The sequence below is a fragment of the Nonomuraea sp. NPDC059194 genome (assembly GCF_042754765.1).
Taxonomy (GTDB): domain Bacteria; phylum Actinomycetota; class Actinomycetes; order Streptosporangiales; family Streptosporangiaceae; genus Nonomuraea.
The window spans coordinates 1-22,990 of the sequence record NZ_JBHZBH010000011.1; the positions used below are offsets into that span (position 1 = coordinate 1).

Genomic DNA, 22,990 nt, shown 5'->3' on the forward strand with positions numbered 1-22,990 from the left:
TTCGGCCGCGCCAACCTCGACCTCCTCCGGACCATGATCCTCCACAACTGAGCGTCACCGATGACGACCCGACCCCATGGAGTGAGACAGAGCCACTTTCTGATGGCCGCTTACACCTGCAGGGGGCACTCGCGATCTACCTAGCAAAACACGCATTGACCTGCAGAGATGCAGGTCTTTTGTGTTTCTGGGATGTGCCACCGGATGCGGCCGATGGCAAGCATGCGCCCGTGATCACGTACCATTACGTACCGATCTTGCCGGCGATCTCGTGGCCGTGGAGCAGCATGCCTCCCTGGCCCGATACGCCCACGTTTCTCCTGAGGCCTTGGCTCGCCGGCAGGGAGGCCGGGATCCGGCGGCCGGCCGAGGCTGACCCTGGGATCTCGCGTCCAGAGTGGGTGAGGTGCGGCCAGGTGCTGGTGAGGATGGTGCAGACGCTATCGGGAGCACGTTGGCCGGATCGACCGTGGCGGCCCGCTGCTGGAGGGTCTGCGGGGGCGGCGCGGGTGGCCAGTAGCTCGGTGATGCGCTGGTTGAGCTCTTCCGGCTTTTCCAGGTGGGTGTCGATCAAGGTGGCGACGTGCTAGCAGGGCGGCCGGCCCGCGTCACGGCTGGCCAGCATGCCGCGGATCGAGGACGCTCACGTGCGGATGCTGCTCAACCTGGCGGTGGCCCACACAGCACACCGAGGCGTGCCGTGCATCCCGAACGCCAGAGCCTCTAGCCAGGCGTCTGTGTTCGGCTGACGGGATCAGGCCGGAGGCTTCGTTGCGCGAGGTCGCATTCTGGCATCGATGGACGATCCATCCGCAGCGGTTCGAGCCGTTCGCCCGCGCCTACGGCGTGCGGTGAACCGGTTGTGACGCTGGCCAGGTCATGGGTCGAGCGTGGCCGTCGCTTCCAGCAGCAGGTCGATCAGGGGCTGGGCGGCCGCGGTCAGCTGGTACATCACGAGCTTGCCGTCTCGGCGGGAGGTGGCCAGACCCGCGGTGCGCAGGGCTCGCAGGTGGTGGGAGACCAGGTTCTGGCTGAAGGCGCAGACCCAGGCCAGGTCGCACACGCACATCTCGCCTCCGGCGGCCAGCGCCAGGGCGACGCGTAGCCTGGAGGGGTCGGCCAGGGCTTTGGCCCGCTCGGCGGCCGAGGTGAGGTTGTGTTCTCCTGCCAGGCGGGCGCGGACTTGCTCGGCGTGTGGGAGGTCGAGGCAGAGAAGGTCGCATCGCTCGTCTGTCACCCGGTCACGGTAACAGCGCCCGCCGCGTCCTTCCGGCTTGGGCTGCGTGCGGCCGCCGCCCGGTCAGACCGCTGCTCATATCAATGTCCGTTAGATTGAGGCGACATGGTGCGGGGTGAGGGGGACGGCGTGTCGCGACAGGACAAGCAGGGCGAGGGTCCGCGCGCGAAAGTCGATGCCATGCGGGCACCCGAGCAGGGCGCTACCGTCCGCCGCCGCAATCTCGCTGTGACGGTCACGGTGATCGCCATGTTCGTCGTAGTGTGGCGGTCGTCTTCGCCGTCAACAGGTTCGGCTCCAGCGCCGGGCAGCCCGGCAACGCTGGCGCAGCGGGCGCGGCGGCGGCGCAGCTGGTGCGCCCGGACAGCCACCGGCTGCAGACCGCGTCGGACGGCAAGGTGACGCTGGTGGAGTTCCTGGACTTCGAGTGCGAGGGCTGCCGGGCCGTCTTCCCCGCGGTGGAACAGCTGCGCAAGGACTACGCCGGGAAGGTCACGTTCGTGGTCCGCTACTTCCCGCTGCCCGGCCACTTCAACGCCGAGCGGGCCGCCCGCGCGGTGGAGGCCGCGGCCCAGCAGGGCAAGTTCGAGGCGATGCACCGGCGGATGTATGAGACCCAGACCCAGTGGGGCGAAAAGCAGGTGCCCGCCGACGACGTCTTCCGCGGATTCGCCAAGGACCTGGGCCTGGAGATGGCCGCCTGGGAGAAGGCGTATGCCGATCCGGCCACGCTGAGGCGGATCAAGGCCGACGTCGCTGACGGGCAAGCCGCCGGCGTGGAGGGCACCCCGGCGTTCTTCCTCAACGGCAGCAAGCTCCAGCCCAACTCGATGGAGGAGTTCAAGGCGGCCATCGATGCGGCGCTCGCCCAGTAAGACCGCGGCCGCCGCCTCTGCCGTGAACGTCGACCGCGCGGCCCCCGCCCCCCGTCCCTCTGCGAGCGGGCCGTTTCCTCGCCTGTTGCCCGTCCTGCTGCTGATCGGCGGTGCGATCGGCCTGCTGGCCTCGTTTGTGCTGACGATCGAGAAGATCGCGTTGCTGAAGGACGCGGCCTATGTGCCCAGCTGCAGCATCAACCCGGTGCTGTCGTGCGGGTCGATCATGCGCACGCCGCAGGCGGAGGTGTTCGGATTTCCGAACCCCCTGCTGGGCATCGCCGGCTTCGCCGTCGTGGCCGGGCTCGGCGCCGCCCTGCTGGCCGGTGCCCGGTTGGCGCGCTGGTTCTGGCTCGGCCTGCAGGCCGGCGTCACCGCCGGAGCGGTGTTCGTGCACTGGCTGATCGTCCAGAGCCTGTACGAGATCGGCGCGCTGTGCCCCTACTGCATGGTGGTGTGGGCGGTCACCATCCCGCTGTTCTGGTACGTCACCCTGCACAACCTGCGCCAGGGCCACCTGCCCGCCCCCGCCGGAGCGCGCCGGGCAGCCGAGGCGGTCATCGGCTATCACAGCGTGCCGCTGACGGTCTGGTTCCTGGCAGTCATCGGTCTGATCGGTGTGCGGTTCTGGTCCTACTGGAGCACCCTGATCTGAGGCTGTCGGCCATCATCGCGCCGCGGGCGCCTGCGGGCAACGCGCCCCGGGGTCCGGCGGCGATGACCGCCCAGACCGACCACAACTGAGGGAGAACGTGCCGCGTGGGCGCCAACCATTCGCATCACCCGGCCGGGCCGAGCCCACGAGGCGCCGTGATCGCAACCGTGGTGGTGATCGTTGCGCTGGCGCTGGCCACGCTGGCCGCACTGCTTTGGATGTGGCCCGCCGCCCCACCAGGCCCGGCCGACGCCGTGGGCCAGGCGTCGCAGGCGCAGGCCGGGCTGCAACGCCTGACCGGGACCATCACCGCCATCACGTTGAAGAAGTGCCCCAAGACGCCCCCGCCGGATGGGCTGGCGGAAGGAGAGATGGCGCCGCCGGATCCGGCCACCTGCGGCAGCGCCGAGGTGGAGTTGACCAGCGGAGTGCAGAGCGGCGAGCGCATCACCACCCAGCTGCCCAGCGGTCCCGGCGCGCAGCGCTTCAGCGTGGGCGATGACATCCGGCTGGTCTACTCGCCCGAACCGATCCTGAAGGTCTCGCCGTTCCAGATCTCCGACCACGACCGCTCATCGCCGCTGTGGCTGGCCGCAGCCGCCTTCGTGCTGGCCGTGCTCGCCTTCGGCCGCTGGCGCGGGCTGAGCGCGCTGGTCGGGCTGGCCATCACCTTCGTACTGTTGCTGGCTTTCGTCATCCCGGCGATTCTGGCCGGGCAGTCGCCGCTGCTGGTGGCCATCATCGGCGCCGCGGCGATCATGCTGTCGGTGCTGTATCTGACCCATGGCTTCACCATCACCACCTCGATGGCGATCGTGGGCACTCTGTTCAGCCTCGCCCTGACCGGCCTGCTGGCCTATGCGGCCATCGACCTGGTGCGGCTGAACGGCATCACCGACGAGAGCTCCTTCTACCTGGACACCAGCTACCGGATCAACACCCAGGGCCTGCTGCTGGCCAGCATCCTCATCGGCTCGCTCGGCGTGCTCGACGACGTCACCGTCACCCAGTCCGTCACCGTCGCCGAGCTCGCCCACGCCAACCCCGGCTACCGCTTCGCCCAGCTGTATCGGGCCGCCGCGCGGGTCGGCCGCGCCCACATCGCCTCGGTGATCAACACGATCATCCTGGCGTACGCGGGTGCGTCGCTGCCGCTGCTGTTGCTGATCAGCGTCGGCGACCAGGGACTGGGTGAGATCGTCACCAACCCGGTACTGGCCCAGGAGATCGTCCGGGCCGTGGTCGGCACTCTCGGGCTGATCGCGGCGGTGCCGATCACCACCGCGCTGGCCGCCCTGGCCCACGCCCGCGGCGCGGGTTCCGGTCACGATGACGGCCCGCCCCGCGCCCGACACCGGCGCGGGCACGAAGCGCTGCCGGATCGGGTGGCCTGAGCCAGTTGGGCGCCCTCAGGGCGACTGGAGCACGGCGGCCAGGTCGGCGGGCATCGGCATGGGCTGGGTCAGGCTGACGCGGGCGCGGCCGGTGTTGCCTTCGGGGTAGCGGCCCAGCGCCGAACCCGGCGCGGCGACGATGATCCGTATCACTTGGCCGACGGCTTCGCGGCGGTCGCGCTGGGCGATGGCCAGGGCGAACATGGCGATGTGGTTGCAGGTGTGCGGCCAGGGCCAGGGCTGGGAGATGATGTGCGCCCGCTCCAGGTGCCTCCAGCGGGCCTCAGGCTCGATGGCGGCGCGGGCGGCGTTCATCTCGTTGGTGTAGGCGGCCCGCACGCGGGCGGGCATCCGGCGGCCGATCATCAGTCGTCCTTTCGGTCGGTGGAGCAGCAGCCGTCGGCGCATCCGGCCGAAGCCGAATCCGAGGCTGCTCCAGAGGCAGGTGCAGCGGTGGAGGTGCCGGCGGCCAGCGGGTTCGGGGCGCAGCAGGCGTCCCCGCGCCAGGCCTCGCGGCCTTCCTTGACCGCCACCGCGGCGATCACGAGCGCGGCGATGGGGTCGGCCCATGACCAGCCGAACAGGCTGTTGAGCGCGAGGCCGACCAGGAGCACCGCCGACAGGTAGGTGCACAGCAGGGTCTGCTTGGAGTCGGCCACGGCCGAGGCCGAGCCGAGTTCGCGGCCGGCGCGCCGCTGGGCGGCCGACAGCACCGGCATGATCATCAGGCTGAGCGCGGCCAGGATCAGGCCGGGGGTCGAGTGGTCGGCCTCGCCGGCGCCGAGCAGCGCGCGCACGGCGTCGAAGGTGACGTAGGCGGCCAGCGCGAAGAACGAGATCGCGATGATCCGCAGGGCGGTCTTCTCGCGCTTTTCGTGGTCGGCGCCGGAGAACTGCCAGGCGACCGCGGCCGCCGAGGCCACCTCGACGATCGAGTCCAGGCCGAAGCCGATCAGCGCGGCGGAGGAGGCGATGGTGCCGGCGGTGATGGCCACCGCGGCCTCGATCACGTTGTAGGTGATCGTGGCGGCCACCAGCAGCCGGATCCGGCGCCGCAGCACCTCGCGCCGGTCGGCGGTCGGCCCGAGCCCTGGCATGCCCAGCGACGTCATGACGGCCTCGCCTGCTCTGCCGGGTCCCCGGCCCGGCTAGGCATCGGGCACAGGGCGACCGCATGACCGGTGGCGGCCAGCAGTTGCTCGGCCGAGGCCAGCAGGTCCATCAGCTCCGGGCGGGTCAGCGCGTAGAACGACTGCCGTCCTTCGGCGCGGTAGTCGACCAGCCCGCAATCACGCAGACAGGCCAGGTGCTTGGAGACGGTGGACTGGGCCAGCCCGAGCTCGCCGGTCAAGTCCACCACCCGCGCCTCCCCTCGGGCCAGCCTGGCCACGATGCGCAGCCGGGTCTCATCGGACAGGGAATGAAACAGGGCTGCCGCAGGCGACAGGCCCGCCGCGATGTCGGCGCTCACGCACCGGCCACCCTCACTGATCGCCATACGACGATGATAGCCATACTGGGCGATGGCTTGGCAAGGGGCGGGGTACCCGTGAATGCGCCCCCACCCTCGCAAGGTGCGCTCATGCCAGAAGTCGAGCACCGCGTCGGTGCCGACACCGAAGCATGCCCTGCTGTTCCGCAGCACGGGATGTGGCGATGCGGAACGGTCTCTTCGTCGCGATCGGCGGCACGCGCAGCGGGGCGACTGCCTGGTGCGAAAACGGGTATCTGGACCTTCCTGGAACATGGACGAGCGCAACCAGGTACGGGGGATGTCATGCCTGGAAAAGTGCATCTGGCTCTAGCCGCCACGTTGGGCGTGGGAGCGGCTGGTCTCGCCGCCGCCGGGACAGCCGAGGGTATGCGGGGGCAGCCGGCGGCCGAGGCGGTCATCAAGAACACCGACGGCAAGAGCGTAGGCTCGCTCCGCATCGAGGACGGGGATTCCGGCACGTCCAAGATCACCGTTGCCGTCCGCGGCCTCCCCGCCGGATATCACGGCTTCCACGTTCACGCCAAGGGTGTCTGCGATCCCCGATCGACCGACCCGTCCACCGGCAGCCCGTTCTTCAGTGCGGGCGGTCACTTCAATCTCGGCTCCGGCTCCCATCCCGACCACTCCGGTGATCTGCCCGCCCTCCTGGTGAGCGCGGACGGCACAGGCAACGCATCCTCCGTCACCGATCGATTCCGGGTGGAGCCGCTCTTCGACCGCGATGGCAGCGCCATCGTCATCCATGCCGGACCGGACAACCAGGCCAATGTTCCCGACCGCTACCGCCGGACGGATGGCGAGGCCGGCCCTGACGCCGAGACCCTCAAGACCGGCGATTCCGGCGGCCGCATCGCCTGCGGCGTGATCACCGAACGCTGACGCCGCAGTTCGGGTCACCCGATTCAACGGCCGCTGCCACACCGCAGCGCCACGGCGCGGTCGCGCCGTGGCGCAGGAGGGCATCAACGGCCGTCGGCGCCTGGCCGAGTCGCGTCCTTCCTGCCAGCAAGGCGACCGAGGTGCCAGCAAGGTGGAGGGCCACCTATGGCAGGGGTTGGAGGAGCGGGCCGAAGATGTGCACACCAATCTCCAAGGCCTCGCGCTGGGCGAGCACCTGCCCAGCGACGGCCGGATGGCTCTTGGCCCAGGCGTCGGCGGCGTCGCTGCTGGTGAAGAAGTTGATGTAGCCGCAGCACACGTCCGCGGCGACCGACGGCACCGCGACATCGGCGGTATCGGCGTCGAGCTCGGGCGGGCAGGTCCCGCAGCCCGCCTGCTGCTGGCCGTACAAGACCACAGCAGAGGCCGGTTCCCACGCCACCGCGCCGCCGTCGGCGGGGACGGTGACGGTGATCGGGCGACCGGTGCCGGGCTCGGCGGAGCGGATCGTCACGTCCTTGCCGAGCATCGCGGCGATGCCGAGCGCGTCGATCGCGCACATCGAATACACCTGCGGGCCGCTGCTGATCCGCACGCGGTGCGGCGTCGGGGCGGGGGAGAAGGGGTAGGCGGCGCTGATCGCCCCGCTGCTGTCCAGGCGCAGGAAGTCCGCGGCGTGCAGCTGCGCCATCACCCGGGCGCCGGTGGTGCCGTACGGGGCGGCGGCCTCGTCCAGGTCGGACTGGGTGGGCGGCCGGCCGGTGTGGGCGAAGGCGCGCAGGACGCGCTGGTGCACCGCCCGCAGCCCGCCCTCGACCGGGGCGACCCGCCCGAGCCCGGCACGGCCGGCCGCTTGGGCGAGCGGGGCCGGGATCGGGTTGTCGGCGGCGTGCCGAAGCGCTTCACGCAGCGCCGCCACCGAGGGGGCTCCGCCGGTCGGGCCGCTCTCATCGCGGTAGAGGCGGCAGGAGAGGCTGGCCGGGGTGTTCGGCGCGGCGAAGACGTCGACCCCGTTGACCAGCAGGGTCGGGGAGCCGTGCATCCCCAGTCGGACCGCATCGGCCCCGTTGTCGATCACGTGGTGGGTGATCGACGCGTCCGGGTGCCCGGTGAGGGCCTGGGCGAGCCGCTCGCGCAGGACAGCCTCGTTCGGGCAGTCCGGTACGGTCAGCACGGTCAGCTGCAGCATGATCGCCTCCTGGTCCTGGTCAGCGCGTGGTCGCTGACATGGACGGTAGAGGTTCCAGTACGCTGGAAGGTCAAGCGTAGGCTGCAAGCATGCGCATCGGAGTGCTCGCCGAACAAGCCGGGGTGACCGCCAAGACCATCCGGTTCTACGAAGAGGCCGGGCTGCTGGCCGCCCCGCCCCGCACCTCGGCCGGCTACCGCGACTACCCCGACGAGGCAGCATTCCGGTTGGGGTTCATCCGCGACGCCCAGGCCGCGGGACTCACCCTCGCCGAGATCCGCGGCATCCTGGCCATCCGCGACGGCGGCCAAGCCCCCTGCCGGCACGTCACCGACCTGATCGACCAGCACCTGGCCCAGATCGAGCAGCGCCTGACCGAGCTCGCCCAGGCTCGCGACGCCCTGCAGTTGCTCAAACGCCGCGCCGCTGCCACCGACCCCGCACGATGCGCCAGCGAAGAGGTGTGCAGCATCCTGGTCAGCCCGGCGACCAGTGCCTAACGTCCTGCAGCGGTCATCAGCCTGGGGAGGATCACTCCACCAGCGGCGGGCGGACCGGTAAGAGTCCGTCAGCCTCAGCCGCCCTTGGGAGGCTCCGATGACCATCCGCCGTCTGCCCGCCCTGCACCCCGCGCCTGCGGGCAAACCCGATCTCGGCGACGTGAGCGGCCTGCAGGACGACGGAGGAGCACCTGGCGAGGCCAGCAACCGGACATTGACCGGCTGGAGGTGTCCCGCGCGATCGTGCTGCCAGCGCGAGACCTCCGCCCGCGTCCTGTGATCGCGGCGGAACCGCCCGGGACCTTCAGCGGAAGGAGCGGCGGTAGGCGGCCGGGGTGGTGCTCAGGGCGGTGTGGAAGCGGCGGCGGAGGTTGACCGCCGAGGAGAGGCCGACGCGGGTGGCGATGGTCTCGACGGGCAGGTCGGTCTCCTCCAGCAGGGCGCGGGTGGCGGCCAGGCGGCGTTCCAGCAGCCAGCGGGCGGGTGGGACGCCGAGTTGGTCGGCGAACTGGCGGGTGAGGGTGCGGGGGGAGACGCCCGAGTAGGCGGCCATGTCCTCGACGGTGATCTGGTCGGGCAGGCGCGAGAGGAGCCATTCGAGCAGGGGGGCCAGGGAGTCTGGCATGGGGCCGGTGGTGGGGAGGGGAGGGTACTGGCGCTGGCAGCCCTCGCGGTGCGGACCGGCGGCGAGCTGGCGGCCGATGCGCATGGCGTGGGCCGCGCCGTACTCCTGGAGGACCTGGTGAAGGCAGAGGTCGAGGGTGGCGGCCGAGGCTCCGGCGGTGGCGACGTCGCCGTGATCGACGTAGATGACGGTGTCGTCGGGGATGACGCGGGGGTGGCGGGCGGCGAGTTCACCGGAGAGTTCCCAGTGGACGGAGGCGCGGCGGCCGTCCAGGAGGCCCAGGGCGGCGGGGATGAAGATTCCGGCGCAGACGGCGACGATGCGGGCGCCTCGGGCGTGGGCTTGGGACACCGCGTGGAGTACGGCGGGCGAGTGGGTGAGGGTCCAGCCCGCGATGACCACGGTGTCGGCGGCGTCGAGGGCTTCGAGGCCGCTGTCCACCTGGATGGGGACGCCGAGGGTGGTGGGGAGGGAGCCGGGGTGCTCGGCGCACAGGCTGAAGCTGTAGTGCTGGGGGATGTCGGGGCCGTGGTAGCCGAAGACGGCTGAGGCGGAGGTGACCGGGTAGAGCTCCTGGTTCGGGGCGACCAAGGCGACCACGCGATGCGGGCTGGGAGGCGTCGGGGGCGTTTCCGGGCAATCCAGGGGCATGGCGCAAATGTACCCAATGATGTCATTTGGGACACCGGTGCTCTGATCTGGAAAAATCCAGAATTGGGGCTCATGTGGACGAGGAGCTTCACCCTCTACTTCGGGGCCCGCACGATCTCGCTGCTCGGTGACGCGATGATGCCCGTCGCCTCGGCGCTGGCGATCGGGAAAGTCTATGGGATCGCGGGCGTCGGCTACGTGCTCGCGCTCTGGACCGCGTCGGCTGTGCTGGTCATGTTGTTCAGCGGGGTTGTCGCCGACCGGATCGGCGCCCGGCGCTTGATGATCGGCGCGGACGTGGTCAGGGTCGTCACCCAGGGGGTCGTGGCTGTCGCCTTCCTGGATGGCGCTCCGCCGTACGCCCTGTTGCTGGTGATGGCGTTCTTGTCGGGCACGGCCGCCGGGGTGTTCGAACCTTGCGTCAACGGCATGGTCCCCCTGGTCGCCAAAGATCCGCAGCGGGCCAACGCGACGCTGAAGATCGCCGAGGCGGTCACCCAACTGGCGGGTCCCGCACTGGCCGGAGTCCTCATCGTCGTCGCCGGGCCGGTCTTCGTCTACGCGGTGGACGCCGCGACGTTCCTGGTCAGCGGGGTGTGCCTGCTGCTGGTCCGGGTCACCGTACCCAGGTCGGAGCCCTCCAACGTGCTGAGCGACCTGCGCAGGGGCTGGGAGGAGTTCAAGGCCAGGAGCTGGATGTGGTCGGTCATCCTGGTTTGGGTGTTCTGGGGCGTTCTGGTGGTCGGGCCGTATGTGCCGCTGTCGTCGCAGGTCATCGGGGCCGACTACGGCTGGGTGATGGCGTCGCTCGGCCTCGGCACCGTGCTGGGCGGGCTGGTGGCGATCAGGCTCAGGCCGCGCAGGCCGCTGGCGGCCGGGGCGGTGGCCCTGAGCGGGTACGTGGCGGTGCCGCTGACGGTCGCGCTCGGGCTGCCGCTGCCGCTGCTGATGGCCGGGCACCTGCTCGGGGGGTGCGCGTTGGCGTTCTGGTCGGTGATGTGGTCGACCAGCGTGCAGACGCAGGTCGCGACGGACGTGGTGAACCGGGTCAACGCCTACCAGGTGGCCGGGTCGGTCGCGGGCATGGCAGTCGGGCAGGCGCTGGCCGGTCCGGTCACCGCGCTGGTCGAACCGCGCGCCTTCATGCTGGGGTCGGCCCTGGTGACGGTCGGCGTGGTGGCGGCGCTGCTGTTGATCAAGCCGGTCAGGCGGCTGGGCCGGGAACCTCAGGAGGTCAGAGGTCGGTCGATCGCGGTCTCGGCCAGCTTGTTGACGTAGTTGGTCATCGTCTGCAGGGCGACTGGCCGCGCCATGCGAGCCGGGCGATGTCCTCGGACCTGTGTTGCAGGGACCTTCGGCCCTGTCACCGCTCGGCCGACGGGAGTGCCATGGGAGGGACGAAGGAGGAATCATGATCATTGCTGGGTTCGACGGTTCGGCCGCAGCGAGGGCAGCCGTGGAGTGGGCCGCCGATGACGCGCTGCGCCTGGCCATGCCGTTGCGGATCGTGCACGCGGTGGACCGCTGGCCGTACCAGAACGCCACGTTCCCTCCGCAGGAATGGCCGGACACCATGATCCGCGCGGGCGAGAAGCTCCTCGCCGAGGCGGAGGCGGTCGCGCGCACGCGCGAGCCTGCGGTCACGGTGGACACGCGGTTGGTCCAGGGTGCTCCGGCGGCCGTCCTGCTCGAGGCCGCGGGGGAAGCGGCCGAGATCGTCGTCGGCAGTCGTGGGCTGGGCGGGTTCGCGGGGGCGCTGATCGGATCGGTCAGCATGCATGTGGCAGATCAGGCCGCGTGCCCCGTCATCGTGATCCGCGGCGAGCAGGGGCCCGTTCGCGGCGAGATCGTGGTCGGCGTCGACGACGCGTCGGACTGCGGACCCGCGCTCGCCTACGCCTTCGAGCAGGCGGCGCTGCGGGGCAGTACGCTGCGCGCGATCCACGCCTGGCAGCTGCCCACGCCCATGTACTCACCGGCGCTCGCCCGCGACCTGGACGACCTGCGCGCATCACAGCTGCAACTCGTCACCGAGGCCATCGCCGTGTACCGCGACAAGCACCCGGACGTGCGCGTCATCAAGGACGTCCGGCAGGTGCACCCGGTGGAGGCGCTCACCGAGGCGTCGGCGCAGGCTGATCTGGTGGTCGTCGGCAGTCACAGCAGGAACGCCCTGGAGCGGGTGCTGCTCGGGTCGGTGAGCAGGGGAGTTCTGCACCACGCGCACTGCCCGGTCGCCGTGGTCCGTACCGCCTAATGAGGTTCCAGGCCTTGATCCAGTCCTCCAGGGCGGTCGTGAGTGCGTCCAGGGAGCAGGACACCCCGCGATCGAGGCAGCGCCGTTCCAGCTCGGCGAACCAGCGTTCGACCTTGCGGTGAAGGAGGGCAGGATGAGACTGACGTGGAAGGACGCCGTGGCCACGACGCTGGTATGCGTGATCGTCGTGGTCTACGCCCTGTTCCTCGTCGGCGCCGACCTGCCTGTCGTTCGCCACGTGGGCGGTGTCACCAGCGTGATCGTGTTGCTCGGGACGGTCGCGGGGTGCGAGATGAGCAGGGGAGATCTCTTCACGAGGCGACGCTCGCCGGCCACGCTGCTCTACATCGCCCTGGCGAGCGCGCTCGGGATCACGGCTCTGCTGTCCTCCATGGTGGCGCTGATGACGGCCAGCGAGACGGCCCTGACGACGCTCGTCGCCGCCACGGTCGCGTTGTGGCTGATCGCAACCGTGCGCCATGCCGTGACTCGTGTTCCTCCTGAGGGCCGATGCGGATTCGGACCCAGGACCCGGGGCGGGTGAAACCTGAGGGCATGGGGGCAGTTGAGCGCCTTGGACGCTACGTCGAGACCGGCACCAACGTCGCCAACAGCGGCGGGTCGGCGTCGGCGTGCGGCCCGCGTCCGCCAGGAGCGTCAGACCAAGGCGGACTGATGGAGTCTCGTCCCGAGGCAGGCGGGTGACGTCATGAACTGGCGGACATGCGTGGCAGTGCTGTCGTTCCTGGCCCTCCTGGGCGCGGGCACCGCCCCCGGCTCCCCGCCGCCCGGGGTTCTGCGCATCGGCACCTATTTCGTCAACCCGCCGTTCGAATACATCTCCGATGGTGCCAAGGTCGGCTTCGAGGTCGACCTGATGACCGAGATCGCCGAACGGCTCGGCCGCAGACCGGAGTTCGTCGACACGCAGTGGGAGACGATCCTGCGCGAGATGCAGGACGGTCGCTACGACTGCATCGTGGGCGGCATCACCATCACGCCGGCCCGCGAGAAGATTCTCGCCTGGTCGACTCCCTACATGACCACGACGCTGAGCCTGGTCGTCGACGCCGAGAGGAACCCCGCGATCCGCGGCATCGCCGATCTGAAAGGCGCCTCGGTCGGTGTCCAGGCGGCGACCACCGACTACGAGGTCGCGGTGAGGATGCAGGCCGAGGGCGAGATCGGCAGTGTGAAGGTCTATCCCTTCGACCGCATCGAGGAGGCCATGGCCGACCTGGACGCCGGCCGTATCACGGCGGTGATGAAGGTCTATCCGGTGGCCGAATGGCTCGCGCGGAAGACCCCTGGTCTTCGCATCGTGGCCCAGGTCCCGGACGAACCGCAGCCGCTGGGCATCGGCTTCGGCAAGTCGGACCCCGGCCTCGTGGCCGCCGTCGACAAGGCCCTCGCCGATATGAAGCGGGACGGCGCCTATGCCGAGCTCGCGCGGAGATGGGGTGTGCCCTGACGCCTGGGAGTTGCGTCGGGTGGCACGCTGAGAAGGGAGTGGGCATGGGCAGGGGCGGGCGTCTGCCGCGCAAGCCGTACGAGGAGGAGCTCTTTCGCCTGCAGGCGGGCTCCCGGCAGGGAGCGGATCCAGTGGTACTTCCAGCGTTACGTCGAACACCTTCCGGCCGCGGGGGAGATCGTGCTGTTCGACCGGAGCGCCGTCGGGCTCCGGTCGGGGGTGGAGAATGGCGGGCTGGAGCGGGTCGCGGTCTGTGCGTCGTGCCCGGTACGGCGGGCCAGGGGCGGTGGGGTCGGCGCGGTGGGTGGGGCTAGCCTGGCATTGTGGGCATGGCCGCTGGTAGCTACACGTTGGGGCCCGAGTCCGGCCGGTTCCTGGTCAAGACGACGCGTGCCGGACTTGGCGCGAAGGCCGGCCACGATCTCACCATCGGCGTCACCCGCTGGCGCGGCGATGCCACGGTCGACCCCGCCGACCCGGCCAGTTGCTCGGTGACCGTCGAGGTCGACGCCAGATCGCTCCAGGTCGAGGAAGGAACCGGCGGAGTCAAGGCGCTCACGAACTCCGATCGGGAGGAGATCGGGAAGATCATTCGTGACAAGATCCTTCTCGTCGAGCGTCATCCCACGATCACGTTCCGGTCGTCGCGGGTCGAGGGAACCGCGGAGTCGTTCCGCGTCGAGGGCGACCTCACCCTGGTCGGCGTCACACGGCCGGTCACGCTACAGGGCGCGCTGGCCGACGGCCGCGTACACGGCTCGGCGGCCATCGTGCAGTCCCACTGGGGAATTCGGCCCTACTCGGCGTTCTTCGGCGCACTCAAAGTGAGCGACGAAGTCGTGGTGCAGTTCGCCTGCGGCCTCGTACCGAATCAGTGACGGAGGACGAAAGTCCCGATCCCCTCTATCAGGGGAAATTCCAGGCACTCTTCGCCGAACTTCGCGCCGAGGGGTCGCTGGCCGACGAAGTCGACCGGCTCTGCGCCGAGCACGACGACATCCACGGGATGCTCGGCGCGATCGACCGTGAGGACCCGGCCTGGCCAGTCGTGCCGGAGGCATTGGAGAAGCTGCGCGAGCACATCGAGCACGAGGAGCACGGACTGTTCCCCGCCTCGATCATCATGCTGCCGATAGCCGCCTGGGACCGTATTACCCCCGAGCAGTCCGCGGCCAGCAGATAGAGCCCTCGTTCGACCGCATGCACGAGCCTTGCCCGCCGAGCTGGGTTCACGCCTGACGCCGATGGTCACGAGCGTCGGTGCGGACGCGGATCTGGCCGTATCCGCGTCGACGCTGGTACGCGCCACGCGCGTACGTCGGTGCTCGCCGGGCATGGCGAGTGAAGATCAGGCACAAAGCACGCAACCGGCGGGACTTTCGCCCCTACAGGGCATGGAGCTTTCGCAGTGGGATGCGAGGGGGCAAAGGCGGGCGGTTCGCGGTCGGCCGAACCACCCTGCCCGCCCTGCGCACGTTGCGGGAATCTCGACCGGGCCGAACAACCTGGCCGGAAATGGCGGGATACACCACGGCACCTCCGTTAAGCATGACAAGGACGAATGAGATGAAAACCGACACGAGCCACCCAACAGTCCCACGCGGCTCCGCCCGCCGGCCGGTGCTGATGCTGGCGTTGGCGACCGTGGGATTCGCGGTGAACTTCTGGGCGTGGGCGCTGCTCAGCCCCCTTGGCCCGCGGTTCAAGGAGTTGCTGGACCTGTCGGCTTCCCAGCAGGCGCTGCTGGTCGCGGTGCCGGTGATCGTCGGCTCGCTGGGCCGCATCCCCGTCGGGGCGCTCACCGACCGGTTCGGCGGCCGGGTGATGTTCCCGCTGATCTCGGCGGCCACGATCGTCCCGGTGCTGTTCATCGGCGTGGCTGGGCAGGGCTCGCTGGCGGCGCTGCTGGTGGGTGGGTTCTTCCTGGGCATCGGCGGGACGGTGTTCGCCGTGGGCGTGCCCTTCGTCAGCGCCTGGTTCCCGCCCGAGCGCCGCGGCCTGGCCGTCGGTGTCTTCGGCATGGGCATGGGCGGCACCGCGATCAGCGCGCTGACCACGGTCACGCTCGTCAGGACCGGGGGCTCGGCCACCCCCTTCCTGCTCACCGCAGCCGTGCTCGCCCTGTACGCCGTCGTGGCCGGGTTCCTGCTGCGGGACGCGCCGGGCCGTACGGCACCAGCCCAGTCGATCACGGCGCGCCTGGCCGCGGCCGTGCGCCTGCCGATCACCTGGCAGGCATGCGTGCTGTATGCGGTGGCGTTCGGCGGGTACGTCGCCTTCTCCGTCTACCTGCCGGTCTACCTGCAGTCGGCCTATGGCCTGGAGCAGGCCGACGCGGCCAACCGGATGGCCGGTTTCGTGATCTTGGCGGTCGTGATGCGTCCGGTCGGCGGCTGGCTCTCGGACCGGATCGGGTCGATTCCCGTCCTGGGCGCCGCGTTCGCCGTTGTCGCGCTCTGCGCCGCGGTGCAGGCGTTCACCCCGCCGCTGATGATGCTGGGCACGGTCGCGTTCCTGACCATGGCCGCGGCGCTCGGGGCCGGCAGCGGGGCCACCTTCGCCCTGGTCGCGGCGGTGGCCCCGGCCGACAAGGTGGGCTCGGTCACCGGCCTGGTCGGCGCTGCCGGAGGGCTCGGCGGGTTCGTGCCGCCGCTGGTGATGGGGTTGGTCTACAGCCTGTTCGGCTCCTACGGGCTGGGCCTGGGCCTGCTGGCGGGGGTGTCGGTGCTGATGCTGGTGCTGACGGTCACCGCGGTCCGTTCCACAGCCCGGCGGCGAGTCGCGGTCGGGACTTTCAGGACCTGAAAGCGGGACCAAAGACCCTGACAGGTTCCGGGTGCCGGCCGCAAGGATCGAGGTGTCCTCCTGGGCATCCTGCGCAGGTCCGCGGGTTTCCTGTGCGGATCGATGGTCATGAAAACGCCAATGGCAGGCATGTCCGGTGCGTCAGGTGAGATGAGGAGTTCGCGTATGGCGGGTATGGACGGGCCGGTCAGCGACGCCCTGCTGCGGCTGGGCAGGCATCTGCGCCCCGGCGAGGTCTCCGGCGACCTGCGCACGCTGCACCAGATCGGCGGCCGCCAAGGCGACGTGTTCTACCGCGACAGGTGGAGCCACGACAAGGTGGTGCGCTCCACCCATGGGGTCAACTGCACCGGTTCGTGCTCATGGAAGGTGTACGTCAAGGACGGCGTGATCACCTGGGAGGCGCAGCAGACCGACTATCCGAGCGTGGGCGGCGACCGGCCGGAGTACGAGCCGCGCGGCTGCCCGCGCGGCGCGGCGTTCTCCTGGTACACCTACTCGCCCACCCGGGTGCGCTTCCCGTACGCCAGGGGCGTGCTCGTGGAGATGTACCGCGAGGCGAAGGCGAGGCTGGGCGACCCGGTCGCGGCCTGGGCGGAGATCACCACAGACCCGGACAAGCGCCGCCGCTACCAGTCGGCCCGCGGCAAGGGCGGCCTGGTGCGCGTCACCTGGGACGAGGCATGCGAGATCATCGCCGCGGCGCACGTGCACACCATCAAGACGTACGGCCCCGACCGCGTGGCCGGTTTCTCGCCCATCCCGGCCATGTCGATGGCCTCGCACGCCGTGGGCGCCCGGTTCATCTCCCTGATCGGCGGGGCGATGCTGTCGTTCTACGACTGGTACGCCGACCTGCCGGTGGCCTCACCGCAGGTGTTCGGCGACCAGACCGACGTCCCTGAGTCGGCCGACTGGTGGGACGCCGCCTACCTGATGCTGTGGGGCTCGAACGTGCCGGTCACCCGCACACCCGACGCCCACTACATGGCCGAGGCGCGCTACCGGGGCCAGAAGGTGGTCGTGCTCGCGCCCGACTACAACGACGCCGCCAAGTTCGCCGACGAGTGGCTGGCCCCGCACCCGGGCACGGACGGCGCGCTGGCCATGGCCATGGGACACGTGATCCTCAAGGAGTTCTTCGTCGACCGGCCGACGGCGTATTTCACCGACTACGTCAAGCGCTTCACCGACCTGCCGTTCCTGGTGCGGCTGCGCGAGCGGGACGGCGGCGGGCACGTGCCGGACAAGTTCCTCACCGCGGCCGATCTCGGCCAGGACGGGCAGGAGGCGGCGTTCGCGACGGTGCTGCTGGACGCGCGGACCGGCGAGCCGGTCGTGCCGAACGGCTCGCTCGGCTTCCGCTACTCCGAGCAGGGCCAGGGCCGCTGGAACCTCGACCTCGGCGAGGTGGACCCGCTGCTCACCGTGATGGGGGAGGAGTCGGTGCCGGTCGCGCTGCCCCGATTCGACGGCCATGAGCAGGGCGTGCTGGAGCGCGGCGTGCCGGTGCGGCGGGTCGGCGGCCACCTGGTCACCACGGTGTACGACCTGATGCTCGCCCAGTACGGCGTGGCCCGCGAGGGGCTGCCGGGGCGGTGGCCGTCCGGCTACGACGACGCGGCCGAGCCGTACACGCCTGCCTGGCAGGAGGCCATCACCTCCGTCCCGGCCGTCGCGGCGGCCCGCATCGCCAGGGAGTTCGCCCGCAACGCCGAGGAATCACGCGGCCGATCCATGATCATCATGGGGGCTGGGACGAACCACTGGTTCCACTCCGACACGATCTACCGCTCGTTCCTGGCGCTGACCACGCTGACCGGATGCCAGGGCGTCAACGGCGGCGGCTGGGCACACTACGTCGGCCAGGAGAAGTGCCGGCCGATCACCGGCTGGGCGCAGCTGGCGTCCGGCCTGGACTGGTCGCGCCCGCCCCGGCAGATGATCGGCACCGCCTACTGGTACCTGCACACCGACCAGTGGCGCTACGACACCTACAGCGCCGACGTCGTCTCCTCTCCGCTCGGCGGCGGCGCGTTCGCCGGAAAGGCCACCGCGGACCTGCTGGCGCAGTCGGCGCGGCTGGGATGGATGCCGTCCTATCCGACGTTCGACCGCAACCCGCTCGACCTGGCCGACGAGGCCGCCGCGGCGGACGCGGAGGCGGGGCCGTACGTCGCCCAGCAGGTCAGCGAAGGACGGCTCGGGTTCGCCTGCGAGGATCCCGACGCGCCGGGGAACTGGCCGCGCGTGCTGACGGTGTGGCGGGCCAACCTGCTCGGCTCCTCGGCCAAGGGCAACGAGTACTTCCTGCGCCACCTGCTGGGCACCGACTCGGCCGTACGCGCCGAGGAGGCCGCGCCCGGGCAGCGGCCCGACAGCCTCGCCTGGCCGCAGGAGGCCCCCAGGGGCAAGCTCGACCTGCTGCTGTCGCTGGACTTCCGGATGACCTCCACCACGCTGTTCTCCGACATCGTGCTGCCCGCCGCCACCTGGTACGAGAAGCACGACCTGTCCTCCACCGACATGCACCCCTTCGTGCACGCCTTCACCCCGGCGATCGACCCGCCCTGGCAGACCCGCACCGACTTCGCCGCCTTCCACGCCATCGCCCAGGCCTTCAGCGCCCTGGCCCGGACTCACCTGGGCACCCGCACGGACGTGGTGGCCGTGCCGCTGCTGCACGACACGCCCGACGAGCTGGCCACTCCGCACGGGCGGGTGCATGACTGGCGCGCGACGGGCCGGACGCCCACGCCTGGACGTGACTTCCCCAAGCTGGTCACGGTGGAGCGCGACTACGGGGCGGTCGCGGAGAAGATGGCCGCTCTCGGCCCGCTGCTGGAACGGCTCGGCGCCACGACCAAGGGACTGACATTCGACGTCTCCGGCGAGATCGACCGGCTGAGCCGGATGAACGGCACCGTCCGCGGCGGCGTCGCCGAGGGCCGCCCGTCCCTGGCCCGCGACATCGACATGTGCGAGGCCATCCTGGCCCTGTCGGGCACCACGAACGGGCACCTGTCCGCCCAGGGCTTCGCCACGCTGGGCAGGCGTACCGGGACGTCGTTCGACGGGCTGGCCGACGAGCACAAGCAGATCACCTTCGCCGACACCCAGGCCCGGCCCGTGCCCGTGATCACCTCGCCGGAATGGTCGGGCAGCGAGAGCGGCGGGCGGCGCTACTCGGCGTTCACCATCAACGTCGAGCACCACAAGCCCTGGCACACCCTCACCGGCCGCCAGCACTTCTACCTCGACCACGACTGGATCCACGAGGCGGGTGAGGCGCTGCCGGTCTACCGGCCGCCGCTGAACATGACCGCGATGTTCGGCGAGCCCGGCGTGGGAGAGTCCGGCGAGAACGGCATCACGGTCCGCTACCTCACCCCGCACTCCAAGTGGTCGATCCACTCCGAATACCAGGACAACCTGCTCATGCTCACCCTGTCCCGCGGTGGGCCGACCATCTGGATGAGCCCGGCCGACGCGGCCAAGGCGAAGATCGGCGACAACGACTGGGTGGAGGCGGTCAACCGCAACGGCGTCGTCGTGGCCCGCGCGGTCGTCTCGCACCGCATGCCCGAGGGCACCGTGTACATGTACCACGCCCAGGAGCGGGTCGTGGACGTGCCCAAGAGCGAGACCTCCGGGCGGCGCGGCGGCATCCACAACTCGCTCACCCGGCTGCTGGTCAAACCCACCCATCTCATCGGCGGTTACGCCCAGCTGAGCTTCGCCTTCAACTACCTCGGGCCCACCGGCAACCAGCGCGACGAGGTCACCGTGATCCGCCGCCGTTCCCAGGAGGTCGACTACTGATGCGGATCATGGCGCAGCTGGCCATGGTGATGAACCTGGACAAGTGCATCGGCTGCCATACCTGCTCGGTCACCTGCAAGCAGGCCTGGACCAACCGGGCCGGGACCGAGTACGTGTGGTTCAACAACGTCGAGACCCGTCCTGGCCAGGGCTACCCGCGTACCTACGAGGACCAGGACAGGTGGAGGGGCGGCTGGGAGCTGAACCGGCGCGGCCGGCTGCGGCTCAAGGCGGGCGGACGGCTGCGCAAGCTGTTCACCATCTTCGCCAACCCGCTCATGCCGTCCCTCCAGGACTACTACGAGCCCTGGACCTACGACTACGACCGGCTGTTCTCGGCTCCGGCCACCGAGGACACGCCCGTGGCCCGCCCCAAGTCGCTGATCACCGGTAAGGAAACGAAGATCACGTGGAGCGCGAACTGGGATGACAACCTGGCCGGCGGCCCGGAGCTGGCCCCGGCCGACCCGGTGCTGCGCAAGCTGTCGGGCCAGGTGAAGCTGGAGTTCGAGCGGGCCTTCATGTTCTACCTGCCGCGCATCTGCGAGCACTGCCTCAACCCCTCGTGCGTGGCCTCCTGCCCGTCCGGCGCGATGTACAAGCGCTCCGAAGACGGGATCGTCCTGGTGGACCAGGACCGCTGCCGGGGCTGGCGGATGTGCGTGACCGGCTGCCCGTACAAGAAGGTGTACTTCAACCACCGCACCGGCAAGGCCGAGAAGTGCACCTTCTGCTACCCGCGGGTCGAGGTCGGCATCCCGACCGTGTGCTCGGAGACCTGCGTGGGCCGCCTGCGCTACATCGGCCTGATCCTGTACGACGCCGACCGCGTCGCCGAGGCCGCCTCCGTCCCGGACGACAAGGACCTGTACGAGGCGCACAAGAGCGTGCTGCTGGACCCGCACGACCCCGAGGTGATCGCCGCCGCCCGCGCCGCCGGCATCCCCGAGGACTGGCTGGAGGCGGCCCGCCACTCCCCGATCCACAAGCTGATCTTCGAGTACGGCGTGGCGCTCCCGCTGCACCCGGAGTACCGCACGATGCCGATGGTCTGGTACATCCCGCCCCTGTCGCCCGTGGTCGACGTGCTCGCCGGCACCGGCCACGACGGCGAGGACGCCGGCAACCTCTTCGGCGCGATCGACGCCCTGCGCATCCCGATCGGCTACTTGGCCGAACTGTTCACCGCCGGCGACCCCGAGCCGGTGCGCGGCGTGCTGCGCCGCCTGGCCGCGATGCGCTCCTACATGCGCCGCCTCAACCTCGGCCAGGACCCCGACGAGTCGATCGCCGCCGCCGTGGGGATGAGCGGCGGGCAGGTCGAAGGCATGCACCGGTTGCTCGCCCTCGCCCCGTACGCCGAGCGGTACGTCATCCCCAAGGCCCACGCCGAGCAGGGCGCGCAGTTGGAGGAGCTGGCCACCGGCTGCAGCCTCGACTACGAGGGCGGGCCCGGCATGGGCGGCCCGTTCGGCGAGGCCTCCGGCATGCCAGCCCCGGTCGCGGTGGAGAACTTCCACGCGCTGCGAGAACGGCAGGCCGGCGAGGATCTGGGCGACGCCGGCGAACTGCGCGGCCGCGTCAACCTCCTCAACTGGGACGGCAAGGGCACCCCCGACGGGCTCTTCCCGAAGAGAAACGGGGACACGTCATGACGGCTCTGGACGAAGGCCAGCTGCGCACCGCTCACCTGGTCGCGTCGGTGCTGCTCGGCTACCCCGACGACCGCGTGTACGGCGCCCGGCAGGTGCTGGCCGAGGCGGTGGCCGCGCTGCCCGCAGGGGAGGTCCGCGACCGCCTGACCGCCTTCCTCGACCACGCCGCCGGCACCGCACAGGCCGACCTGGCCGGCCACTACGTGGCGACCTTCGACCTCCAGCGGCGCTGCTGCCCGTACCTGACGTACTACGCCTACGGCGACACCCGCAAGCGCGGCGGGGCGCTGCTGCGCTTCAAGCACGCCCTGCGCGCCGCGGGCTTCGAGGTCGCCGACGGCGAGCTGCCCGACCACGTGGCGGTGGTGTGCGAGCTGTCGGCCCGCGGCGCCGTACGGGAGGCCCGACGCCTGCTGCAGGAGCACCGGCCGGGACTGGAACTGCTGCGCACCGCGCTGGAGGACGAGCGCTCGCCGTACGCCGACGTGGTGGCCGCCGTGGCGGCCACGCTGCCCCCGGCCGGCCCGCGCGAGAAGGAGGCCGCGCTACGGCTGGCGGCCGAAGGGCCGCCGGCCGAGGAGGTCGGACTGGAACCCTACGCCGTCATGGAGGCATCCCGGTGAACGCCCTCGACGTCCTGCTGTGGGTGGTGGCGCCGTACGTGGCGCTGACGCTGTTCGTGCTCGGGCACATCTGGCGCTACCGCTACGACAAGTTCGGCTGGACCACCCGCTCGTCGCAGATGTACGAGTCCCGGCTGCTGCGCATCGGCAGCCCGCTGTTCCACTTCGGGATCCTGGTCGTCCTGCTCGGCCACATCGGCGGCCTGGTCATTCCCAAGAGCTGGACCGAGGCGGCGGGCGTCAGCGAACACGCCTACCACGTCGCCGCCGTCGTGCTCGGCACCATCGCGGGCATCGCCACCCTCGGCGGCCTGGCGATCCTCATCTACCGCCGCCGCACCGTCGGACCGGTGTTCACCGCCACCACCCGCAACGACAAGCTCATGTACGCGGTGCTGGCCGGCACCATCGTGCTCGGCCTGGCGGCGACGGTCGTCGCGAACATCGTCGGCGGCGGCTACGACTACCGCACCACCATCTCGCCCTGGTTCCGGTCGATCTTCTACTTCAGCCCGGACCCGGAGCTGATGGCCGGCGCACCGATCCTGTTCCAGTTGCACGCGCTCAGCGCGCTGCTGCTGTTCGCCATCTGGCCGTTCACCCGGCTCGTGCACATGCTCACCGCGCCCGTCGGCTACCTGACCCGGCCCTATATCGTCTACCGCAGCCGCGACGAGCAACCGACTGGTGCCCGCCCGCCCCGACGCGGCTGGGAGCCGTCGCGCTGACAGGTGCCGGTTACGGGTCAGACGGCGCGCCTTCGGTACCGAGGACAGATGCGGCAAGGACCAGGAGGAATCCCGCGGGCACTGTCAGGGAGGCGCTGAGCAGGGGGCAGGCAGGCTCCACAGGAGTCC

24 protein-coding genes and 1 pseudogene are annotated in these 22,990 nt (G+C 70.5%); 18 read left to right on the forward strand and 7 right to left on the reverse strand.

The genetic code is table 11. The annotated features are described in order from the left end of the window. Window positions 1–244 precede the first annotated feature (244 nt). Complete coding sequence (locus tag ACFXJ8_RS15975; RefSeq protein WP_379644639.1) at window positions 245–574, reverse strand: hypothetical protein; 330 nt, start codon at window positions 572–574, stop codon at window positions 245–247. Window positions 575–877: 303 nt separating this feature from the next. Next, a complete protein-coding gene (locus ACFXJ8_RS15980) occupies window positions 878–1,237 on the reverse strand; it encodes an ArsR/SmtB family transcription factor (RefSeq protein WP_379644640.1) in 360 nt (119 codons plus the stop codon). A gap of 263 nt (window positions 1,238–1,500) precedes the next feature. Between ACFXJ8_RS15980 and ACFXJ8_RS15985 the strand changes: the two genes are divergently transcribed. From ACFXJ8_RS15985 to ACFXJ8_RS15995, 3 genes are all read left to right on the forward strand, one after another. Beyond that, window positions 1,501–2,112, forward strand: coding sequence for a DsbA family protein (locus tag ACFXJ8_RS15985; protein ID WP_379644641.1), 612 nt, complete (start codon window positions 1,501–1,503; stop codon window positions 2,110–2,112). After that, on the forward strand, window positions 2,093–2,767 hold the full coding sequence (locus ACFXJ8_RS15990) for a vitamin K epoxide reductase family protein (protein WP_379644642.1): 675 nt from the start codon (window positions 2,093–2,095) through the stop codon (window positions 2,765–2,767). Before ACFXJ8_RS15985 ends, ACFXJ8_RS15990 begins: the two co-directional genes overlap by 20 nt. A gap of 155 nt (window positions 2,768–2,922) precedes the next feature. Then, window positions 2,923–4,161: a YibE/F family protein gene (locus ACFXJ8_RS15995; RefSeq protein ID WP_379644643.1), complete on the forward strand. Its 1,239-nt coding sequence runs from the start codon at window positions 2,923–2,925 to the stop codon at window positions 4,159–4,161. 15 nt (window positions 4,162–4,176) lie between these two features. Here ACFXJ8_RS15995 and ACFXJ8_RS16000 read toward each other — a convergent pair whose 3' ends face one another. From ACFXJ8_RS16000 to ACFXJ8_RS16010, 3 genes are read right to left on the reverse strand one after another with little or no spacing between them, the layout of a single operon-like run. Next, window positions 4,177–4,527 carry a DUF3703 domain-containing protein gene (locus ACFXJ8_RS16000; protein WP_379644644.1) on the reverse strand — a complete coding sequence of 117 codons (351 nt, stop codon included), beginning with the start codon at window positions 4,525–4,527 and terminating at the stop codon, window positions 4,177–4,179. Beyond that, window positions 4,527–5,273 carry a cation transporter gene (locus ACFXJ8_RS16005; protein ID WP_379644645.1) on the reverse strand — a complete coding sequence of 249 codons (747 nt, stop codon included), beginning with the start codon at window positions 5,271–5,273 and terminating at the stop codon, window positions 4,527–4,529. Before ACFXJ8_RS16005 ends, ACFXJ8_RS16000 begins: the two co-directional genes overlap by 1 nt. Continuing rightward, entirely contained in the window at window positions 5,270–5,659 is a 390-nt protein-coding gene (locus ACFXJ8_RS16010) for an ArsR/SmtB family transcription factor (protein WP_379644646.1), read from the reverse strand. The genes ACFXJ8_RS16005 and ACFXJ8_RS16010 overlap by 4 nt, the downstream gene beginning before the upstream one ends. Before the next feature lie 84 nt (window positions 5,660–5,743). Here ACFXJ8_RS16010 and ACFXJ8_RS16015 point away from each other — a divergent pair, with 84 nt between their 5' ends. Next, the gene (locus ACFXJ8_RS16015) at window positions 5,744–6,535 is read left to right on the forward strand and encodes a superoxide dismutase family protein (RefSeq protein ID WP_379644647.1); all 792 of its coding nucleotides are present in this window, start codon (window positions 5,744–5,746) and stop codon (window positions 6,533–6,535) included. A 163-nt stretch (window positions 6,536–6,698) separates the two neighbouring features. On the opposite strand, the gene ACFXJ8_RS16020 is transcribed toward ACFXJ8_RS16015, so the two are convergent. Continuing rightward, complete coding sequence (locus ACFXJ8_RS16020; RefSeq protein WP_379644648.1) at window positions 6,699–7,724, reverse strand: alkylmercury lyase family protein; 1,026 nt, start codon at window positions 7,722–7,724, stop codon at window positions 6,699–6,701. A gap of 89 nt (window positions 7,725–7,813) precedes the next feature. On the opposite strand from ACFXJ8_RS16020, the gene ACFXJ8_RS16025 reads away from it, so the two are divergent. Together ACFXJ8_RS16025 and ACFXJ8_RS16030 are read left to right on the forward strand one after the other, a co-directional pair. Beyond that, window positions 7,814–8,224, forward strand: coding sequence for a heavy metal-responsive transcriptional regulator (locus ACFXJ8_RS16025; RefSeq protein WP_379644649.1), 411 nt, complete (start codon window positions 7,814–7,816; stop codon window positions 8,222–8,224). 97 nt (window positions 8,225–8,321) lie between these two features. Beyond that, entirely contained in the window at window positions 8,322–8,504 is a 183-nt protein-coding gene (locus ACFXJ8_RS16030; RefSeq protein WP_379644650.1) for a hypothetical protein, read from the forward strand. 24 nt (window positions 8,505–8,528) lie between these two features. On the opposite strand, the gene ACFXJ8_RS16035 is transcribed toward ACFXJ8_RS16030, so the two are convergent. Then, a complete protein-coding gene (locus ACFXJ8_RS16035; protein ID WP_379644651.1) occupies window positions 8,529–9,449 on the reverse strand; it encodes a GlxA family transcriptional regulator in 921 nt (306 codons plus the stop codon). Window positions 9,450–9,572: 123 nt separating this feature from the next. On the opposite strand from ACFXJ8_RS16035, the gene ACFXJ8_RS16040 reads away from it, so the two are divergent. The 12 genes and pseudogenes from ACFXJ8_RS16040 to narI all read left to right on the forward strand — a co-directional run bounded on the left by ACFXJ8_RS16040 (window position 9,573) and on the right by narI (window position 22,861). Beyond that, entirely contained in the window at window positions 9,573–10,778 is a 1,206-nt protein-coding gene (locus ACFXJ8_RS16040) for an MFS transporter (protein WP_379644652.1), read from the forward strand. Window positions 10,779–10,911: 133 nt separating this feature from the next. Further along, window positions 10,912–11,757 carry a universal stress protein gene (locus ACFXJ8_RS16045; protein WP_379644653.1) on the forward strand — a complete coding sequence of 282 codons (846 nt, stop codon included), beginning with the start codon at window positions 10,912–10,914 and terminating at the stop codon, window positions 11,755–11,757. A 133-nt stretch (window positions 11,758–11,890) separates the two neighbouring features. Further along, entirely contained in the window at window positions 11,891–12,301 is a 411-nt protein-coding gene (locus ACFXJ8_RS16050; protein ID WP_379644654.1) for a hypothetical protein, read from the forward strand. A 165-nt stretch (window positions 12,302–12,466) separates the two neighbouring features. Then, window positions 12,467–13,228 (forward strand): ABC transporter substrate-binding protein, encoded by a 762-nt coding sequence (locus ACFXJ8_RS16055; RefSeq protein ID WP_379644655.1) that lies wholly within the window; start codon window positions 12,467–12,469, stop codon window positions 13,226–13,228. 126 nt (window positions 13,229–13,354) lie between these two features. Next, window positions 13,355–13,423 (forward strand): annotated as a pseudogene (locus ACFXJ8_RS16060) (hypothetical protein); the annotation flags it as partial. A gap of 134 nt (window positions 13,424–13,557) precedes the next feature. Then, complete coding sequence (locus tag ACFXJ8_RS16065) at window positions 13,558–14,106, forward strand: YceI family protein (protein ID WP_379644656.1); 549 nt, start codon at window positions 13,558–13,560, stop codon at window positions 14,104–14,106. Continuing rightward, entirely contained in the window at window positions 14,103–14,411 is a 309-nt protein-coding gene (locus ACFXJ8_RS16070) for a hemerythrin domain-containing protein (protein WP_379644657.1), read from the forward strand. The genes ACFXJ8_RS16065 and ACFXJ8_RS16070 overlap by 4 nt, the downstream gene beginning before the upstream one ends. Before the next feature lie 383 nt (window positions 14,412–14,794). Further along, complete coding sequence (locus ACFXJ8_RS16075; protein ID WP_379644658.1) at window positions 14,795–16,033, forward strand: MFS transporter; 1,239 nt, start codon at window positions 14,795–14,797, stop codon at window positions 16,031–16,033. Between the two features lie 165 nt (window positions 16,034–16,198). Then, on the forward strand, window positions 16,199–19,855 hold the full coding sequence (locus ACFXJ8_RS16080) for a nitrate reductase subunit alpha (protein ID WP_379644659.1): 3,657 nt from the start codon (window positions 16,199–16,201) through the stop codon (window positions 19,853–19,855). Beyond that, a complete protein-coding gene (gene narH, locus ACFXJ8_RS16085) occupies window positions 19,855–21,510 on the forward strand; it encodes a nitrate reductase subunit beta (protein ID WP_379644660.1) in 1,656 nt (551 codons plus the stop codon). The genes ACFXJ8_RS16080 and narH overlap by 1 nt, the downstream gene beginning before the upstream one ends. Continuing rightward, window positions 21,507–22,133, forward strand: coding sequence for a nitrate reductase molybdenum cofactor assembly chaperone (gene narJ, locus ACFXJ8_RS16090; protein ID WP_379644661.1), 627 nt, complete (start codon window positions 21,507–21,509; stop codon window positions 22,131–22,133). The genes narH and narJ overlap by 4 nt, the downstream gene beginning before the upstream one ends. Continuing rightward, window positions 22,130–22,861 (forward strand): respiratory nitrate reductase subunit gamma, encoded by a 732-nt coding sequence (narI, locus tag ACFXJ8_RS16095; RefSeq protein ID WP_379644662.1) that lies wholly within the window; start codon window positions 22,130–22,132, stop codon window positions 22,859–22,861. The genes narJ and narI overlap by 4 nt, the downstream gene beginning before the upstream one ends. The last annotated feature ends 129 nt before the right edge of the window (window positions 22,862–22,990 follow it).

What these genes read in the sequence shown, in the direction of transcription:
- ACFXJ8_RS15990 (WP_379644642.1), top strand. Translation starts at nt 2,093, where the DNA reads ATGCGGCGCTCGCCCAGTAAGACCGCGGCCGCCGCCTCTGCCGTGAAC.
- ACFXJ8_RS16000 (WP_379644644.1), bottom strand. Translation starts at nt 4,527, where the DNA reads ATGATCGGCCGCCGGATGCCCGCCCGCGTGCGGGCCGCCTACACCAAC.
- ACFXJ8_RS16005 (WP_379644645.1), bottom strand. Translation starts at nt 5,273, where the DNA reads ATGACGTCGCTGGGCATGCCAGGGCTCGGGCCGACCGCCGACCGGCGC.
- ACFXJ8_RS16010 (WP_379644646.1), bottom strand. Translation starts at nt 5,659, where the DNA reads ATGGCGATCAGTGAGGGTGGCCGGTGCGTGAGCGCCGACATCGCGGCG.
- ACFXJ8_RS16015 (WP_379644647.1), top strand. Translation starts at nt 5,744, where the DNA reads ATGCCAGAAGTCGAGCACCGCGTCGGTGCCGACACCGAAGCATGCCCT.
- ACFXJ8_RS16020 (WP_379644648.1), bottom strand. Translation starts at nt 7,724, where the DNA reads ATGCTGCAGCTGACCGTGCTGACCGTACCGGACTGCCCGAACGAGGCT.
- ACFXJ8_RS16025 (WP_379644649.1), top strand. Translation starts at nt 7,814, where the DNA reads ATGCGCATCGGAGTGCTCGCCGAACAAGCCGGGGTGACCGCCAAGACC.
- ACFXJ8_RS16030 (WP_379644650.1), top strand. Translation starts at nt 8,322, where the DNA reads ATGACCATCCGCCGTCTGCCCGCCCTGCACCCCGCGCCTGCGGGCAAA.
- ACFXJ8_RS16040 (WP_379644652.1), top strand. Translation starts at nt 9,573, where the DNA reads ATGTGGACGAGGAGCTTCACCCTCTACTTCGGGGCCCGCACGATCTCG.
- ACFXJ8_RS16045 (WP_379644653.1), top strand. Translation starts at nt 10,912, where the DNA reads ATGATCATTGCTGGGTTCGACGGTTCGGCCGCAGCGAGGGCAGCCGTG.
- ACFXJ8_RS16050 (WP_379644654.1), top strand. Translation starts at nt 11,891, where the DNA reads ATGAGACTGACGTGGAAGGACGCCGTGGCCACGACGCTGGTATGCGTG.
- ACFXJ8_RS16055 (WP_379644655.1), top strand. Translation starts at nt 12,467, where the DNA reads ATGAACTGGCGGACATGCGTGGCAGTGCTGTCGTTCCTGGCCCTCCTG.
- ACFXJ8_RS16065 (WP_379644656.1), top strand. Translation starts at nt 13,558, where the DNA reads ATGGCCGCTGGTAGCTACACGTTGGGGCCCGAGTCCGGCCGGTTCCTG.
- ACFXJ8_RS16075 (WP_379644658.1), top strand. Translation starts at nt 14,795, where the DNA reads ATGAAAACCGACACGAGCCACCCAACAGTCCCACGCGGCTCCGCCCGC.
- ACFXJ8_RS16080 (WP_379644659.1), top strand. Translation starts at nt 16,199, where the DNA reads ATGGCGGGTATGGACGGGCCGGTCAGCGACGCCCTGCTGCGGCTGGGC.
- narH (WP_379644660.1), top strand. Translation starts at nt 19,855, where the DNA reads ATGCGGATCATGGCGCAGCTGGCCATGGTGATGAACCTGGACAAGTGC.
- narJ (WP_379644661.1), top strand. Translation starts at nt 21,507, where the DNA reads ATGACGGCTCTGGACGAAGGCCAGCTGCGCACCGCTCACCTGGTCGCG.